This window comes from Halobacteriovorax vibrionivorans (assembly GCF_003346865.1).
Lineage (GTDB): Bacteria > Bdellovibrionota > Bacteriovoracia > Bacteriovoracales > Bacteriovoracaceae > Halobacteriovorax_A > Halobacteriovorax_A vibrionivorans.
Genome location: NZ_QDKL01000001.1, coordinates 400493 through 416030, shown reverse-complemented (window position 1 = coordinate 416030; position 15538 = coordinate 400493). Strand labels below are relative to the sequence as shown.

Genomic DNA, 15538 nt, shown 5'->3' with positions numbered 1-15538 from the left:
TTATTTTGAATGGTAGTGCTTTTTATTAATCGTAAAGTCTTGTGATTCATAAATAGCACCACCTTCATTTTCAAATCTACGTATACTTTCTTTTTTTTCTTTCTGTCTTCTTAGCTCATTTGATGTCTCTAGATACTCACAAACTTCTTTGTTGGAAACTTGTGGAAATTCAAGATAGAACTCACCAACTGAAAGAAAATTATGTGGTGTCTCTAGGACTAAAATATCATCAACTAAATCTATAATTTCATTATATGACTGACGTGAACTAACTGGTGCAACTGCAAAAATATTTTTTATATTATGGTCTTTCTTTAAAAACTTTATGGCCGCCTTCATTGTTGCACCTGTTGCTATTCCATCATCAACGATAAAGATACTTCTCCCTGATAGGTCAATCGGTGGCCTGCTATTTCGAAATTCTTGAGCTTGCTTTTTTACTTCTTCTTTTTTCTGCTTTGTTAGACGATGAAGTTGTAAGTCATCAATATTTAAATGGTTAATTATCCTCTGATTAAGGTAGCCAATACCTTCTTCCGTAACTGCTCCAAGTGCTAATTCTTCATTATTTGGCGCTCCTACCTTCTTAACACAGAAAATATCTAAGGGTAGCTTATGCATTTTCGCAATTTCAAATGCGATGGGAACACCTCCTCTTGGAAGTGCAATGATTGCTACATTCTTAAATTCAAGTAGCTTCTCTTTAAATTCTTCACCTAAAAGTTGGCCTGCTTCTTTGCGATTTTTGAACATAGTTCTTTCCTAGATGACAATTTTTATCTGTGGATTGAGTTGGCGATCCTTTTCTACGGGACTTGAAATATAGGCTTCTTTTTCTATTTCTAGATTGATAATCTCAGATAGATCGTGAAGTTCATTTCCCAATCTCTGTATGACATCATCAGCAGAAATAATTCCTACAAGTTGATCTCTTTCATTAACAACTGGGATTCGTCTAACGCCATTGGATCGCATTTTCTTTATTGTATCGACGATACTGTCTTTAGGAGAGCACATCACTACATTTGGGGTCATGATCTCACTTACTTTCGAGTAGGGTTCTATCTTTCCTTTCTTTCCAAAAGATAAGGCGATATCACGGTCAGTTAAAATGCCCATTGGAGTTTTCTTCTTTCCTTCTTTATGACCGACTACTATGATGGCCCCGACATGTTTTTCATACATCTGTTTTGCAGCATCGTGGATGGTTGCATCAGAGTTAATTGTTACAATATTTTTTTGGATAATATGTTCAATTGACACGTTTATCTCCTTTGAAAACTAGATTACGTCCCAATTATAATTGCATTCTCTTTTGCATATAATTTAATTCTTTCCAAAGAAAAGTTTCGATTAACTTGTAAACTTGTTCAAAAAGCGAAACAAGCGTTCGAAGAACGCAAATGTAACCGATTTCGAAATTAAGAGGAGCGCGTGATACCGAATGCGTAAGCATTCGGTTGTTTAGCAAGCGTTAGCGCCGCGTATCTTCGATTAGTATGTAGTATCTTAAATTAGATTAGAGAATGGAGCGCGTGACAAGATTCGAACTTGCGACATCCACCATGGCAAGGTGACACTCTACCAACTGAGTTACACGCGCTTATTTGAGTGGAAGAAATATATTGCTGAGGAAAAAATTTGTCAATACTCAAAATTAAAAAATTATAAGTTCTTCTTCCCCGACCCGTCAGGTGAGTCCAAAATATATTGCGGAAGAAGCCAACCTGGAATTTCACGACGCAGTTTACGATATATTTCACGTCCTTCTTCAATTGATAGGTAAAAGTGCATGGCACCCTTGGCCTGATCTGGATGGTGAAGATAGTAGGGACGAATATTTAATGCATGAAGCTTAAGGAATAAATCCTTTAAGTCTCTAACATTATTATTAACATCCTTTAAGAGGACAGACTGTGAGAGAAGGCTAAAGCGTGCCCCTAGTTTTTTGATACAGTCCATAGCATCTGTTGTGATTTCTTGAATATGATTGATGTGGATAACTACATTTATATCGTTAAATCTGTTATTGAATTTGTGAATAACTTCAATAAATTCGTCACAAATATATTTTGGTAAAGAAATAGGTGTTCTAGTGTGAAAACGAATGAACTGTATATGTGATAATTTGCTAAATTCTTCAAGGTAGAATTTTATCTTAGATGCTGAAAGCATAAAGGGGTCTCCACCTGAGAAGATAATTTCATTTATTTCTGTATGAACAGATAAATAGGAAATAACTTTTTCAAAGTCGGCCTTAAAAATTTCGTGCTTGCTACTTAATTCATTTTTGCGAAAACAATAGCGGCAAATGACCGGGCAAATAGTCGTTGGTGTAAACAGCGCTCGGTTATCGTAACGATGGATAAGCTGGGGGGCGACGTATTTTTGTTGATCTCCAATTGGGTCTTCTAGTCCATCGTCTGAGTTTTCTAAATTAGATGGGAGAAATTGTTTTGCGTGTATGCCCTCAAGTCCTTCTTTTTGAATTAGTTCATTCATGTGACTTGGAATGAATACTTCATATGAAGATGGTTCTAGATTAAGACCAAAATGCGAATTGACTTCATTTGTAGAGCGAAGTCCTTTTCTCATTTTTGATTATTTTCTTTATCTTGTTTGTCTTGAAGTTTTTTTATGTCATTGAGGTGATGCCATTTTGCCCAAGCGGCACATCCGCGAATTAGTAGAGCACCGTAGATTGCAATACCTGTGAAATGGGCCATCACTTTCATCGTTGATAGGGCCCCTGTGTTTTGAAGAAGCCAATAGATCCAATAGAGAAGTGCGATGTGAATAACGAAGATCACAACAAATTGGAGTTTATATGAAAGTGGTTTTCCTGCTAGCATGACGTCTTTATATAATTACTTTGAGTCTTTATCAACATGATCACGAAGATCTTGAATCTTTTTAATAGCAAAAGATTTGTAGATATCAGTGAGTAAACAATGGGCATAGAGAACATCACCTGCTGGCATCGGTAGAAGAGCAACAGGTTTTATTGGTCTAAACTTACCCTTGTAGCTTCCACCTTTGTATTTGATATCGATTACTTCTTGATTTGCTATCTTCTTTTGTAATTGTTGAATAATCTCAGGTGCTTCGGCCATATTCGCCCTTGTGAAGTCACGGATATTTAAGATTTCGCCTTCTTTTAGCTGACGGTTTGATTTCACTTCATCAAGGGTCTTTGCAAAGACACGAAGGCAGGCAATTGTATCATCTAGTGCTCGGTGATGATTTTCTAGTGGAATTTCAAAGTGCTTACAAAGTGATGAAAGCTTATGATTCTCACTTCCTTTCACATACTTACGAGATAATTTACATGAACAGAATACCTTGGCCTTGTGAAGCTCAATCTTTTGCTGGTGCATGGCAAAGACAATAAAGCCAATATCAAATTTTGCATTATGAGCAACAAGTGGCGTATTTCCAGAAAATTCGAGAAATTTAGGTAACACCTCTTCAATTGAAGGTGAATCCTTAACCATGTCATCAGTGATTCCATGGATTTTCGTTGTAAATTCAGGAATTGGGTTTTTAGGTTTTACGAGGGACTCAAAAGTTTCTATTTTGTTTCCAACGACTTTAATAGCCGCAATCTCGATAATTTCGTCAACTAAAGGAGACAGTCCAGAAGTTTCTAAATCAAGTGCTATTAGCCCATCTGGGAAATACTTATTGATATTTTTAATTTCGCTCTGAGTAAAATTGATAGTAATTCCTTTAATGAAGCTAGTAGTAGGGGTTTCCAACGTTTTGTAAATATTGGCATGTCGTAGCAATGTGTCATGCCAATTTTAATTAATTTTAGTACGTTGAAGAACCTTAAAATTAAACTTTTAATACTGATTATGGGCCTTACGGTCAATAGTTTGAGGAAATATTTTATGAAGAAATTTGATGTTATTGTTATTGGTTCAGGGCCAGGTGGATATGTTGCCGCTATCCGTGCTGCCCAACTTGGAAAAAAGACTGCTATCGTTGAAAGTAAAGAATTAGGCGGAGTTTGTCTTAACCGTGGCTGTATTCCTACGAAAGCGGTTCTTAAAGCTGCTCACAGTGTTCACGAGCTAGCAGATATGAAAGATTTAGGTATCGATGTTGAGCTTAAGGGCCTAGACGGTGGTCAAGCTGTTAAACGCGCTAAGGGGATCTCAAATAAGATTTCTGGTGGTGTTGCTTACCTAATGAAGAAAAATAAAATCGAAGTTATCGAAGGTTACGGTAAACTTCGAACTAATACTCAAGTCGAAGTTACTTCAAAAAGAGGACATACTGAGACGATTGAAGGAACAAATATCATCCTTGCAACTGGTGCTCACTATCGTTCATTCCCTGGACTTGAGCATGATGGGAAGAGACTTATTGGTGCTTGGGAAGCGATTAAAATGGAAGAGCTTCCAAAGTCAATTGGGATCATTGGTGCTGGTGCTATCGGTGTTGAGTTTGCTTACTTCTGGAATGCATTTGGTGTAGACGTTCATATCTTTGAATTACAAAAACACCTTCTTCCAATCGAAGATGAAGAGTCTTCAAAAGCTGTTGAAAAAGCTTATAAGAAATACGGAATCAAGATGTCTCTTGGTGTTGAAAAAGTATCTGCTAAAAATAACGGAAATGACATTACAATCACGGAAGTTAAAGGTGGAAAGACTGTTGAGCACAAGTTTGATATGGGACTAATTGCTGTTGGTATGACAGGAAATATCGAAGGTATTGGACTTGAAACTGTTGGTGTAAAAACTGATAGAGGTTTTGTCGTAGTTGATAATAACTACCAAACAAATATTCCTAATATCTTTGCTATTGGTGACGTTGCGGGACCTCCTTTACTAGCACACGCTGCTTCTCACGAGGGAATCATCGCTGCTGAAAAAATTGCAGGTGAGCATCCACACCCACTAGATAAGATGAATGTTGCTGGTTGTACTTATTGTCAGCCACAAGTTGCATCTGTTGGTTACACTGAAAGAGCTCTTAAAGAGCAAGGTATTAAATACACTGCTGGTAAGGTTCCATTCTCTGCAAATGGTAAGGCCATGGCATCTAATGAAACTGATGGGTTTGTAAAAACTCTTATGGGTGAAGATGGTGAAATGCTTGGTGCTCACATTGTAGGAACTCACGCGACAGAATTAATTCATGAGTATGTTCTATTTAGACAAATGGAAGGTGTTGACGAAGAAATGTTTGCAACAATTCATCCACACCCAACTCTTGGAGAGTTCTTAGCTGAGTCTGTACTTAATGCTAAGGGAAGATCGATCAATTTTTAATTTTAATATATAAGGATAAAGATTATGAAAAACGATATCGTAATGCCACAAATGGGTGAGTCTATTACAAACGGAACGATTACAAAGTGGCACAAGCAAGTTGGTGACACAATTGAAATCGATGAGATTCTTCTTGAGATCTCAACTGATAAAGTTGAATCAGAAATTCCATCACCATATTCTGGAAAGATCGTTGAGATTCTTTTTGAAGAAGGTGAAACAATTGATGTTGGTGTAAAAATCGCAGCAGTTGACGATGATATGAATGCAGAGGTTTCAGCATCAGGTTCTTCTGAAGCAGCAGCTCCTGCTCCAGCGGCAGCTGAGCCAGCACAAGCAGCTCCTGCAGCAACAGGATCTTCAGATACTCTTGAAGATGTTGTTATGCCACAAATGGGTGAGTCTATTACAAATGGAACAATCACAAAATGGCATAAGTCTGTAGGTGATATGATCGAAATTGATGAAATTCTTCTTGAGATCTCGACTGATAAAGTTGAGTCTGAAATCCCTTCACCATTTGAAGGGCGTATTGAAGAAATTCTCTTTGAAGAAGGTGAAACAATTGATGTTGGTGTAAAAATCGCATCTGTTGAAACAGATCCATCAAAGCCTCAGGGAAGCGCTGGAAGTTCTGCTCCAGCAGCAAGTGCACCTGCTGCTAACCAAGCTCAAGAATCAGCTCCGGCAGCAAGCTCATCTCAACCAAGTCCAACGACAAAAGGTGGACGTCGTTTCTACACTCCTTTAGTTAGAAACCTTGCTAAAAAACATGGTGTTGATCTTAATGAATTAGCACATATTGAAGGAAGTGGAGCAGGCGGACGTGTTAATAAGGCCGACTTCATGAACTTCTTAGAAAATAGAGGCTCAGCTCCTAAGGCAGCTCCTGCGCCAGCGGCTACAAAGTCAGCACCAGCAGCTCCGAAAGCAGCTCCAGCTCCTCAAGCCTCTTCTGTACCATCTTCGACAAGTGGTAGAGTTGAAGTAATCCCAATGGATAATATGAGAAAAGCGATTGCTAAGAATATGATCGCTTCTAAGATGACTTCTCCACACGTTAACTCGATGGATGAAGTTGATATGACAAAACTATTTAAGTTCAGAGAAGGATTTAAGCATCAGTTTAAGAAAGAAGAAGGTTTCTCTCTTACTTACACTCACTTCATCCTTTATGCTCTAGTACAAGCTCTTAAAGAGTTCCCAATGGTTAACTCTTCAATTGTTGGTGATGAAATCCACATGAAGAAAGATATCAACCTTGGTTGTGCTGTAGCTGTTCCAGGTAACGGACTTGTCGTTCCTGTTATTAAAGGTGCTGATAACTTAAATATTAGAGGAATTGCTAGAAAGCTAGATGAACTAGTACAAAAGGCAAGAGCTAAGAAGCTTACGCTAGATGATATGTCAGGTGGAACTTATACTTTCACAAATAATGGTTCTTTTGGAATCCTTATGGCAACTCCAGTTATCCTTCAACCACAACTTGGTATCTTCTGTGTTGGTACAATGAAGAAGCGTCCAATTGTTACTGAAGATGATGCAATTGCTATTCGTCAGATGATGTATGCAACTCACACATACGATCACAGACTAATTGATGGTGAAGTAGGGTCAAAATTCCTAAGACACGTAATCAACACTCTTCAAACAACAGATTGGGAAGGGTTATTCTAGGCGAATAAAAACATTTTAATATAGAAAAAGGACCTCAGATGAGGTCCTTTTTTATTATGAATAGTGGAGTTTTGTATTTGAGCATACACGTGATATATTATAAAAAAGGATTTTAATGAATTTTTTAAGTAAACTTAACATTCATAAATATACATCATATGATGCTTCAGAGATCAATTTTGACAAAAATATAAATGTTGTTATAGGTAAAAATGGCGCTGGGAAGACTCATTTTTTAAATAAGGTACTATTCCCTTTTTTAGAAAATAAGTTTGAATACTTTGATTTTAATGGGCCAATAGATTTAGAATATGAAGTTACTTATTCAGGTTTGCCGGATACAAAAGTTACTTATCATCTTAAGAGTGCTGAGGTTTTACAGATTAATGATGAGGCAAGTGTAGTTCCCTTTTCTTATCTAATTACTTGCATGAATAAGAACGAAACCCTTTTTACTTTTTTTAGAAGTAATAATGTTGAAAAGCTAGAGTTATACAAACATAAAGACTTTATAAGTAGTAATGTTGATTATTCAAGGAAATTGAATATTAACAACTTGTCGTCAGTAAATAAGCAATCTTTTGATCCGAGTAATCGATCGTGTATAGTGCAAGTTTTAAATGATAAAAATAGGCCTAACTTTCTCGATCATTCAATATTAATGCTACTTCAAGACGTAATTCATTTTCAACTTTTAACAGACTATAGTAATTATCGATTTTCTCTACAGGATATTCCCGCAACTTTTCCAAGCAATTTTAATTATACGCAACAGTCAATACAAGACTTTGTTAATATAAAAATAAGGCTCGAAATTAATGGGAGTGGGCATAGTGTAGAGTATGGGAGTAATCCATCTGCTATTTTTAACAATTTATTTATAAATATAATAATTGACTATTTATCTAAGAACTTAAAAAAAGATCCACTTTTTAAAGTTAATCCAGACGATATCGGAGGACATTTAAAAGATGAACTTTTGAAGCTTCCTAGTATGAGCTACTTTTTTAAAAATAGTCGATTCTCTGAACTTTTATTTACTTTTTTTAATTTTAATATAAATTTAGAAGAAGGAAAAAAGTATAATTTATCGGCTTCCATTCACATCCTCTTGAAAAATAAGAACTTAGAGATTCTACCACTTACTCAGTCATTGACTGATGGAGAAAAACGTTTCTTTGTATTTTGTGTTTCTCAAATACTAACTTCTAAAACCTTTTATTTGATTGATGAAGTTGAAAATGGTCTCCATCCTGAATGGATATCGTATATTATGAAATCTAAAAAACAGCTCTTTATTACATCGCACAATCCTTTTGTGATAGATAATAGTATTTATATTAAAAGCTCTGAAGAACTTGATAGTCACGACTCTTTAATACTTTGTAAAACCAAAAGCTCTGAAAATGACAGCTTCCAAGTAAGAAACTTAAATGAAGTAGAGTTATCACGAGTTAGCAAAGGTTTGAAGATTAATAAAAATCTTTCGAGTTTACTTAGTAAATATCATGCCTGGTGAAAAACTTATTACTATTATAAATGAAGATGAGTTTGATGGGACAAGAGACGGTATAGAAGCTTTTGTCTTTAACTTAATTGGTAGACTATATCCGACTTCCTCTATTAATGTCTCACAGGATAATGAGTACTTTGCTAATAAATGGATGTCTCCAGATTATAGAGAAAGAATATCACACGCTATTTCTGAATTATTATATATGGGTGAAAAGGTTATAATTTTTAGTGATGGAGATGAAGCGTGGACTGATTTTTCTAAATATACTAGTGAAAAAAGAATCTGTTTAGAGGAGAAGTTTTCAAAACTTAAGATGGATGTAAAAGATAAATTAATTTCAAGCTTTGATTTTAATACTAGGCAAGCTGATAAGTATGTCAGAAATATAATATTAATGACGCCTTGTTGGAATATAGAATCATGGGCTTACTTTAATGTCGAAAAGTTGAATGAAATTGGTGAATATTATAAAATTAAAGACTTAACTAACTCTATTACAAGATTAAAAAAAAGCGACTTTGAAGAAAATAAAGTTTCAAAAATCGGTGCAAATCTTACTATCGGTAATGAGTCTCGAAAAGATCTGTTTAATGAAGAGCTTTTATCTGAGTCATACCCTTATGATGAGTTGGAGAAAGTAGGTAAATCGTTTAAACATTTTTATACAGAATTAAAAGATCTCATAAGATAAACTCATTATAATCTCAGATGAGGTCCTTTTTTATGTCTTTTAAGTTCTCTTTTATAGGAACATTGAATTGGCATTTATATTCGGATTTCTTCTCACCGGAATGCATATAGCAATTTAGATGCTTTCCACTTCTTAGCTCAAACTTTTTACCATTTATATTATGAAAACTATCTTTAATGAGATCGAGTTTAAGCCAGAACCTTTCTGCCAATTTTCCAGAAAAGTTTATTCTTAGATGGTTGTTATCGTAGCTGATTTTTGCTTTACCATTTTCACGCTTTGTTCCTAAAAACTCACTAATTGCCCCTTTTCCAAAATCAGTATCGGTATCATAGGCGGATAATTTCCCTTGTCCTAGGCCATTTAAGTAGAGGTGACAGTGAAATTTATGTGAAGGCTCTCTAACGCAAAAGAAGTATTTATGATAGCGAAAGACTAATCCATGTACGAGGTCCGCATAGGTGTTCTTCACAGGGAGTCCTAGAAAGATCTCCCTTGCATATTTTGAATCAATGATTGAAAACTCATTCACGTGGCTTGAGATCGCAATATTATTGATTTCACTTGCAAAGGTTTTAAATGTTAGAAAGAGGGCGAAAGAGATGAGTACGATAGTCTTCATATTTTAAAATATAAAGTTTGAAGATATCAAAGTAAAACAAGTTCACAAAAGCCTGACAAATAAGACTCTTGGCCAACATTTCTTCTTTCTAACTACTTATAAATTGTTACTAGACTACGATACATCTTTCCATTTTGGTGTGAATCAACATTCTTCTTGATTTCGTTGTACTTAGTATGAAATAGACTAGAATTACCTTCTTCAATAAAAGAAGACTTCATTTCTTCGAGAAGATCTTTTGCCTTATTGTTGAAGACCTTATCATCTTGAGTGAAGTCTTTTACATCGTGTTTTCGTTTTTTTAATGCCTTACCAAGACGAGATTTTTCAAAAGGTCTCTCAGAGGTGTAGGTAAGAACAAACTTTCCCTTTGGCTTAAGACTATCCATTACTTTATTAAGAGTTCGATATAGGTCATTTAGCATGTAGAAGCCATCTAATGAGATGACTAGGTCATACTCATTCTCTCCAAGCCATGTTGTTTCAAAATTGGCCTCTTTATATTTGAATTTACTTTCGACAAGGTCCATTCCTTTGGCCTTTAACTTATAATTCTTAGCAAAGTACTCGGTGAGATCACCAGTTCCACAGCCGATATCTAGAACTTTCATATTGGGCTTAAAGTGTGCAGTGAGGGCCTCAAATTGCTTTTTTGAAAGGTTATTTTGCATGAAGCACTCAATACCATGCATCTTATTGCAATAAGAGAGATACGATTTAGACTCTCTTGCAAAGCGATAGTAATTTGTGAATGCTCGTTTGGCCTTGGCGTTAAAACCTTTTTGATTTAATAGATTGCGTATAAATTGAAACATACTTTCTTATACTCCTATTTTCTTTAAAATTCTATCTTCACACAATCTTAATAATTTAGAATTTGAGAAAATTTTATACGAATGTTACAAATATATTATTAACGGGAAAAGGAGTCTCCCCATGCTCAAATTTCTATTCTTTCTTAGTGTTTTAGTAACATTGGCCAATGCAGCTGTTGCAACAGTCTTTCTTGAAGGACTCAATGAGAGAGGTCAGCAAGAAGTTCAAAAAGTAATAAGTATATTTAAATAAAAAAAAGCCTTCTATTCAGAAGGCTTTTTTATTTTATATCTAAAAGTGTTGATTTCTAGAAATCACTGATTCTGTCAGCAAGGTTTGGAATATCGATGAATGGGTTTCTGTTGTTTTGAACTCTAAAGATTGTTTCATTTCTTTTTAGTTCTTCAGCATCGATTGGATCTTGCTTATCCCACTCTCTAAGTACTTGTTCTTGGTGACTTGAGATTTGGATATCGTATCTTACAGAGAAGTAGAAAAGTGCTCTTGCAACATTTCCTTTGTGTTTTGCAGGTGGCTCGAAAGCACCATTTCCTTGAGTTTGAGAAGCTGTACAGTTCTCATAATCTACAGGGAAACCATCAACATTATCAAATTCATAATTTCCTCTTACTGAGTTCGCTCTTGAATCTGTTGGGTATAGGTGGTGAAGGTCTGATTTTTGAAGACCTTTTGAAAATCTTCTTGAGAATTTTGATTGTGGCCAAGTGTGCTCACAGTTTAAAACATTTGAATTAGGGATTTGTCCTGGTCCCATTGAACGTGTTTGACGTCTTCTAAGTTTCTTTTGGCAGTAAACATCTTCAATGAAATATCCATTGTTATCTTCTTGTAGGTGTAGCTTTCCGAAAAGAACTTTTCTAGCACCTTTATAACCAAGGCTTCTTTGTCTATAGCACTTTCCTCTTTTATTTGAGTCACATCCTAATAGGTCACGACCATTTGTTTCTTGGTGCATTGAATTTAGTACATCAAAAAGATGCTCTTTTAGAGCTTCACTATTATTTGATTTCATTGATAGGTGAAGTTCAGTTTCTTTTGGATAGTAGTTGTTTAATTCTGTTGCGTTAGTCGTAAGTGCGAAAAGTAGTGTTGCTACTGCGATAGTGAATTTCATCATTTACCCCTCGGTTTTCCCTATGATGTTTTGTGTGTGTGGAGCATTTATAGGACAAAACTATTAAAATGGCTAATACTAAAATTAAGCATCTCTAATAAAATATCTATATCTACCTAATAACAGTGCTTAGACGCATTGCTAAGATGTCATTTTTTTAAATATATACGAAAAATGTAGATTTCTGAGGAGCTCTTTTGTATAAGACCCTCTAACAAAGAATATAGTTTATTAGGGCGAACTTATTATGAAATACATTTTACTAGCGTGTTTACTAATATCTTTTAATGCTACTGCTTACACAAAAGCATCTTTAAATTGTATTAAGAAATTAACATATGACCTAAATGTGGATAGTCGTGCCTTCAAAGTAAATATGGATGAAGTTGATATTGATCTTGAAGATAAGCCTCTTGAGGAATCAATTGCTCTTATTCGCGCAACTCTAGAGCTTTATGGTTGTAATAGTAGGAATGCGATAAACTTCTCAAAGACGCCATCAGGAAGGGCAAAGAGTCGATGCCTAGAGCTAGTTCCTGGTCAAGACTATTCAATGAGCTGCTATATTGAATCAAATATTGGTTTCTTCTTTATTACAAAAGATCTACAAACTGACGCTTTCATTATTTATTCGCGTTGGGATTAATCTCCCCACAGCTCAGATAAACGCTTCTTAATATTATTTTCCACACCAATTTCTTTTGGGTGATAAAACTTAGGCGTACCTTCTGGAGAGTATTGTTGTCTGACAAATGATCCATCAAAGCTATGTGGATATTGATATTTCACTTTATGGTATTTATCGGGAAAGTTCTTTAAGTGCTCTGGAACTTCAATTGTTTGAGAGTCTTCTACGTAAGCGAGGGCCTCGTTTATGGCCATGTAGGCAGCATTGCTCTTTACTGTGCTTGCTAAATAAGTTGTTGCCTGGGCCAGTGTAATACGTGCTTCAGGCATACCGATATTTTGAACGACATGAAGAGCATTTGTTGCCACTGTTAGTGCATTTAGATCGGCGTTTCCGACATCTTCACTGGCAAAAATGACGAGTCTTCTTGCAATAAAGACAGGATCTTCTCCACCATCAAGCATAACAGCAAGCCATAAAATGGCCGAGTTAGGATCGCTTCCTCTCATACTCTTTATAAAGGCCGAGATAACATCATAGTGACGGTCTCCACCGGCATCAAAGTTTCGTGAATTTTCTTTGATGATATTTTTTACTGTTTCAAAATCCACATCCTCATCAAGAGAATAGATAACCTCTAAGCTTCCTAGAGCTATACGTGCATCGCCATTAGCGTAATCGCAAATAAGATCAAGGTGTTCTTTTGAAAGTTTACGCTCTAGCTTTTCAACTGTTTTCGTAATAAGAGAGCGGATCTTTTCTGTGGAAAAAGATTTTAGCTCAATGATTTTCATTCGAGATAGGAGTGCACGATTTACACTGCGTCGGGGATTTTCAGTTGTTGCACCAATTAAGATGAAACTTCCTTGTTCAACGTGTGGAAGTAGAGCATCTTGCTGGGCCTTATTGAAACGATGAATTTCATCGATAAAGATAATCGATTTTCTTTGGTAGTCCTGAGACTCTTCTTGGGCCTTATGAATGAGTTTCTTAAGGTCTGCCACACCAGAGAGAACGGCACTGAATTCATAGAAATTAGCATTGATTTCATGGCCTAAAACCTTCGCCAAAGTCGTTTTCCCACTACCTGGAGGTCCCCATATTATTAATGAAGGTATATTTTCGCCACGTAAGAAAGGAAAACGCTTAGCAAGTGCGTCAAACCCTTCGTAGTCTTGCCTGCTTTCAGGCCTTACCTGATGAGCGAGAGGAGTTGATTTAGAATCTGGTGCGTTAAATAAACCTTGTTGCATAAATTACCTATTTTATACTGGCCATTGACACAATGTGGGGCCGTCGTGTAATTTAACATACCAATTTAAGCTAGACAAAATTTGCGGCGTTAAGCCACGAAGAAATCTCATTAAAGCTGTCGTTAAAGGTAGTGAGAAAAAAAAATAGAAGGAGGTGAATGTTATGTCTAAAGATTACTCAATCAAAATCGAGATCGATGAAAGATTAAGTGCGGAAAGAGCTCTTAAGAAATTCAAGAGATACTGCGAAGCTTTCGGTGTTATTAGAGAATACAGAAAGAGACAAGAGTATAAGAAACCTTCTATTAGAAATAAAGAGAAGCTACAAGCTGCTGAGAAGAGAAGAAAGAAAACTCAGACGAAGTACGGTAGAGGTTCTAAAATCTAATTAAGATTTAAATTTCTTATATAAAGAGAGGCTCCTTACGGAGCCTTTTTTATGTCCAGGATGGACGGTATGTCGACGAGAGGCAGGAGCCGGAGTCGACCTCTATGCATGATTAGAACATCAGTTTTAAAATTGAATTCCAACGACGATGCATGATTTTTACGTTTCTAACGTATTCTTTTGGAAAACCAGTCTGACCTTTTTCAAGATCCATGTGAAAAACATTCCACTGCATATTTAAATCACCTAAGCGATCAAAGAACCAATCTTTATTCATTTGAGGAATCATATAAACCTCAACAGGAGAGAGGAAATTATCAATAAATTGCTCGAAAGATGGTTTTAGTTCCGTAGGTAAAATATAGAGAAATGAGTCGTTAGCAAGATTATAAATTTGTTTTACATAGCTTCGATACTTATCAATACGTGGAGCATAGATAGCAAAGTTAGTCTTATCTGTTAGATGTAGTAGTTGAACATAAGACTGTATCTGTAAATTATAACTGTCAATTTGATCAAGATTAGAAAGTAGTGCTATGTAGCCATCAACTTTATCGTATTGCTTTTTTGGTAGTTTTATAAAGTCATCTCTAAGACTTTTTACATTTCGCTCAATTGCCTGGATTCTTCCCATAACATCTTTAAGATCTTCATAACAAAGCTTTTGATTCCTACGACATTTTTCATAGGCTTCATCAAAGGCAAGGTTTAAATTAAGGCTATTTTCTCTTAAGTTGATAAAGTCTTGAGATGTATAGGTGATTCTTTTGACGACATAGTAAAAGTCTTTCTTCATGGAACGAAGTTGAGGCCTAATATAGCGTCGATAGGTATATGAGTTTAACTTTAAGCTAGACGTATCAAAGTCTAGATAAGGATAATTGGCCAATGTACTGGCACAAATAAATAGAAGAAAGATTAGTTTTCTCACTAATTAAATGATTGAAGGAATGTCGCCAATTGTCAATGTTTAGCCAACGAGATCGAGGTCTTCTTGTGGTGAAATATGACTAAGTTCAATATGATCAGGAACTTTCTGTAGAGAACGAAAGTCTGTTAACCAACTTTCTGAATTACATATTGAAATTGAAACATTATGTCCTGGAAATCTATTCTTAGCTAATTGCTTTGGAAATAAACTCAGCGGAGCAGATTTCAACTTAAAATGGACATCAATATGTGATGGAATCTTTCCTGAGTAGATTAGTGCAAGACAAATAAGTGTACCTGCATGATCTGTTTCTACTTGAACTCTATCTTTCTTTGATTTTTTAATGAGTGTTAAAAGGTTAGTTGCGTATTTAGAGATTTCTTTTTGATTGAGATGTTGAAAGCGGTAGATGTCACGACGATTTTTTGCGGTTAGGACCCTTTTTTCTTCTTCGCTAAATTGCAGGTCCCTAAAATTTGTCATCATTATCTCATCAAGAGTGGGCTCTTTTGTTTCAAATTTATAGAGAACATCTGCCCCAGCTCCCTTGACCTTGATCTTACCAGAAAATAAACGCTTTAAAGACACGATGAACCCTT

At 35.6% G+C, this 15538-nt stretch carries 18 protein-coding genes and 1 tRNA gene; 7 read left to right on the top strand and 12 right to left on the bottom strand.

Annotated elements, in window-relative coordinates:
* The 6 genes from DAY19_RS02095 to DAY19_RS02070 all read right to left on the bottom strand — a co-directional run bounded on the left by DAY19_RS02095 (position 1) and on the right by DAY19_RS02070 (position 3758).
* Entirely contained in the window at positions 1-753 is a 753-nt protein-coding gene (locus DAY19_RS02095; RefSeq protein WP_114705529.1) for a phosphoribosyltransferase, read from the bottom strand.
* A gap of 9 nt (positions 754-762) precedes the next feature.
* On the bottom strand, positions 763-1263 hold the full coding sequence (locus DAY19_RS02090) for a CBS domain-containing protein (protein WP_114705528.1): 501 nt from the start codon (positions 1261-1263) through the stop codon (positions 763-765).
* 264 nt (positions 1264-1527) lie between these two features.
* A tRNA-Gly gene (locus tag DAY19_RS02085) sits at positions 1528-1603 on the bottom strand.
* Between the two features lie 62 nt (positions 1604-1665).
* Positions 1666-2595 (bottom strand): KamA family radical SAM protein, encoded by a 930-nt coding sequence (locus tag DAY19_RS02080; protein ID WP_114705527.1) that lies wholly within the window; start codon positions 2593-2595, stop codon positions 1666-1668.
* Positions 2592-2852, bottom strand: coding sequence for a hypothetical protein (locus DAY19_RS02075; RefSeq protein ID WP_114705526.1), 261 nt, complete (start codon positions 2850-2852; stop codon positions 2592-2594). The genes DAY19_RS02080 and DAY19_RS02075 overlap by 4 nt, the downstream gene beginning before the upstream one ends.
* A gap of 15 nt (positions 2853-2867) precedes the next feature.
* Positions 2868-3758: an exonuclease domain-containing protein gene (locus tag DAY19_RS02070; RefSeq protein ID WP_158536747.1), complete on the bottom strand. Its 891-nt coding sequence runs from the start codon at positions 3756-3758 to the stop codon at positions 2868-2870.
* A 135-nt stretch (positions 3759-3893) separates the two neighbouring features.
* Between DAY19_RS02070 and lpdA the strand changes: the two genes are divergently transcribed.
* The 4 genes from lpdA to DAY19_RS02050 all read left to right on the top strand — a co-directional run bounded on the left by lpdA (position 3894) and on the right by DAY19_RS02050 (position 9166).
* Positions 3894-5282: a dihydrolipoyl dehydrogenase gene (gene lpdA, locus DAY19_RS02065; RefSeq protein WP_114705524.1), complete on the top strand. Its 1389-nt coding sequence runs from the start codon at positions 3894-3896 to the stop codon at positions 5280-5282.
* A 24-nt stretch (positions 5283-5306) separates the two neighbouring features.
* Positions 5307-6959: a 2-oxoglutarate dehydrogenase, E2 component, dihydrolipoamide succinyltransferase gene (gene sucB / locus DAY19_RS02060; protein ID WP_114705523.1), complete on the top strand. Its 1653-nt coding sequence runs from the start codon at positions 5307-5309 to the stop codon at positions 6957-6959.
* Between the two features lie 115 nt (positions 6960-7074).
* On the top strand, positions 7075-8478 hold the full coding sequence (locus DAY19_RS02055; protein ID WP_114705522.1) for an AAA family ATPase: 1404 nt from the start codon (positions 7075-7077) through the stop codon (positions 8476-8478).
* On the top strand, positions 8468-9166 hold the full coding sequence (locus DAY19_RS02050; protein ID WP_114705521.1) for a hypothetical protein: 699 nt from the start codon (positions 8468-8470) through the stop codon (positions 9164-9166). Before DAY19_RS02055 ends, DAY19_RS02050 begins: the two co-directional genes overlap by 11 nt.
* 13 nt (positions 9167-9179) lie before the next feature.
* On the opposite strand, the gene DAY19_RS02045 is transcribed toward DAY19_RS02050, so the two are convergent.
* Both DAY19_RS02045 and DAY19_RS02040 read right to left on the bottom strand, forming a co-directional pair.
* A complete protein-coding gene (locus DAY19_RS02045) occupies positions 9180-9788 on the bottom strand; it encodes a hypothetical protein (RefSeq protein ID WP_114705520.1) in 609 nt (202 codons plus the stop codon).
* A gap of 92 nt (positions 9789-9880) precedes the next feature.
* Positions 9881-10603 (bottom strand): class I SAM-dependent methyltransferase, encoded by a 723-nt coding sequence (locus DAY19_RS02040; protein ID WP_114705519.1) that lies wholly within the window; start codon positions 10601-10603, stop codon positions 9881-9883.
* Positions 10604-10724: 121 nt separating this feature from the next.
* Between DAY19_RS02040 and DAY19_RS15430 the strand changes: the two genes are divergently transcribed.
* Complete coding sequence (locus DAY19_RS15430; RefSeq protein ID WP_255509250.1) at positions 10725-10856, top strand: hypothetical protein; 132 nt, start codon at positions 10725-10727, stop codon at positions 10854-10856.
* Positions 10857-10911: 55 nt separating this feature from the next.
* On the opposite strand, the gene DAY19_RS02035 is transcribed toward DAY19_RS15430, so the two are convergent.
* Positions 10912-11739, bottom strand: a complete 828-nt coding sequence (locus tag DAY19_RS02035) for an endonuclease I family protein (RefSeq protein ID WP_158536746.1) — start codon at positions 11737-11739, stop codon at positions 10912-10914.
* A gap of 247 nt (positions 11740-11986) precedes the next feature.
* On the opposite strand from DAY19_RS02035, the gene DAY19_RS02030 reads away from it, so the two are divergent.
* A complete protein-coding gene (locus DAY19_RS02030) occupies positions 11987-12385 on the top strand; it encodes a hypothetical protein (RefSeq protein ID WP_114705517.1) in 399 nt (132 codons plus the stop codon).
* Here DAY19_RS02030 and DAY19_RS02025 read toward each other — a convergent pair.
* Positions 12382-13620, bottom strand: coding sequence for a replication-associated recombination protein A (locus DAY19_RS02025; RefSeq protein ID WP_114705516.1), 1239 nt, complete (start codon positions 13618-13620; stop codon positions 12382-12384). The genes DAY19_RS02030 and DAY19_RS02025 overlap by 4 nt on opposite strands.
* 163 nt (positions 13621-13783) lie before the next feature.
* Between DAY19_RS02025 and rpsU the strand changes: the two genes are divergently transcribed.
* Positions 13784-14008, top strand: coding sequence for a 30S ribosomal protein S21 (rpsU, locus tag DAY19_RS02020; RefSeq protein WP_114705515.1), 225 nt, complete (start codon positions 13784-13786; stop codon positions 14006-14008).
* A 112-nt stretch (positions 14009-14120) separates the two neighbouring features.
* Here the strand turns inward: rpsU and DAY19_RS02015 are convergent, their stop codons facing one another.
* Both DAY19_RS02015 and DAY19_RS02010 read right to left on the bottom strand, forming a co-directional pair.
* Complete coding sequence (locus DAY19_RS02015) at positions 14121-14939, bottom strand: hypothetical protein (RefSeq protein ID WP_114705514.1); 819 nt, start codon at positions 14937-14939, stop codon at positions 14121-14123.
* 39 nt (positions 14940-14978) lie between these two features.
* Positions 14979-15527, bottom strand: a complete 549-nt coding sequence (locus DAY19_RS02010) for a hypothetical protein (protein ID WP_114705513.1) — start codon at positions 15525-15527, stop codon at positions 14979-14981.
* Between the last annotated feature and the right edge of the window lie 11 nt (positions 15528-15538).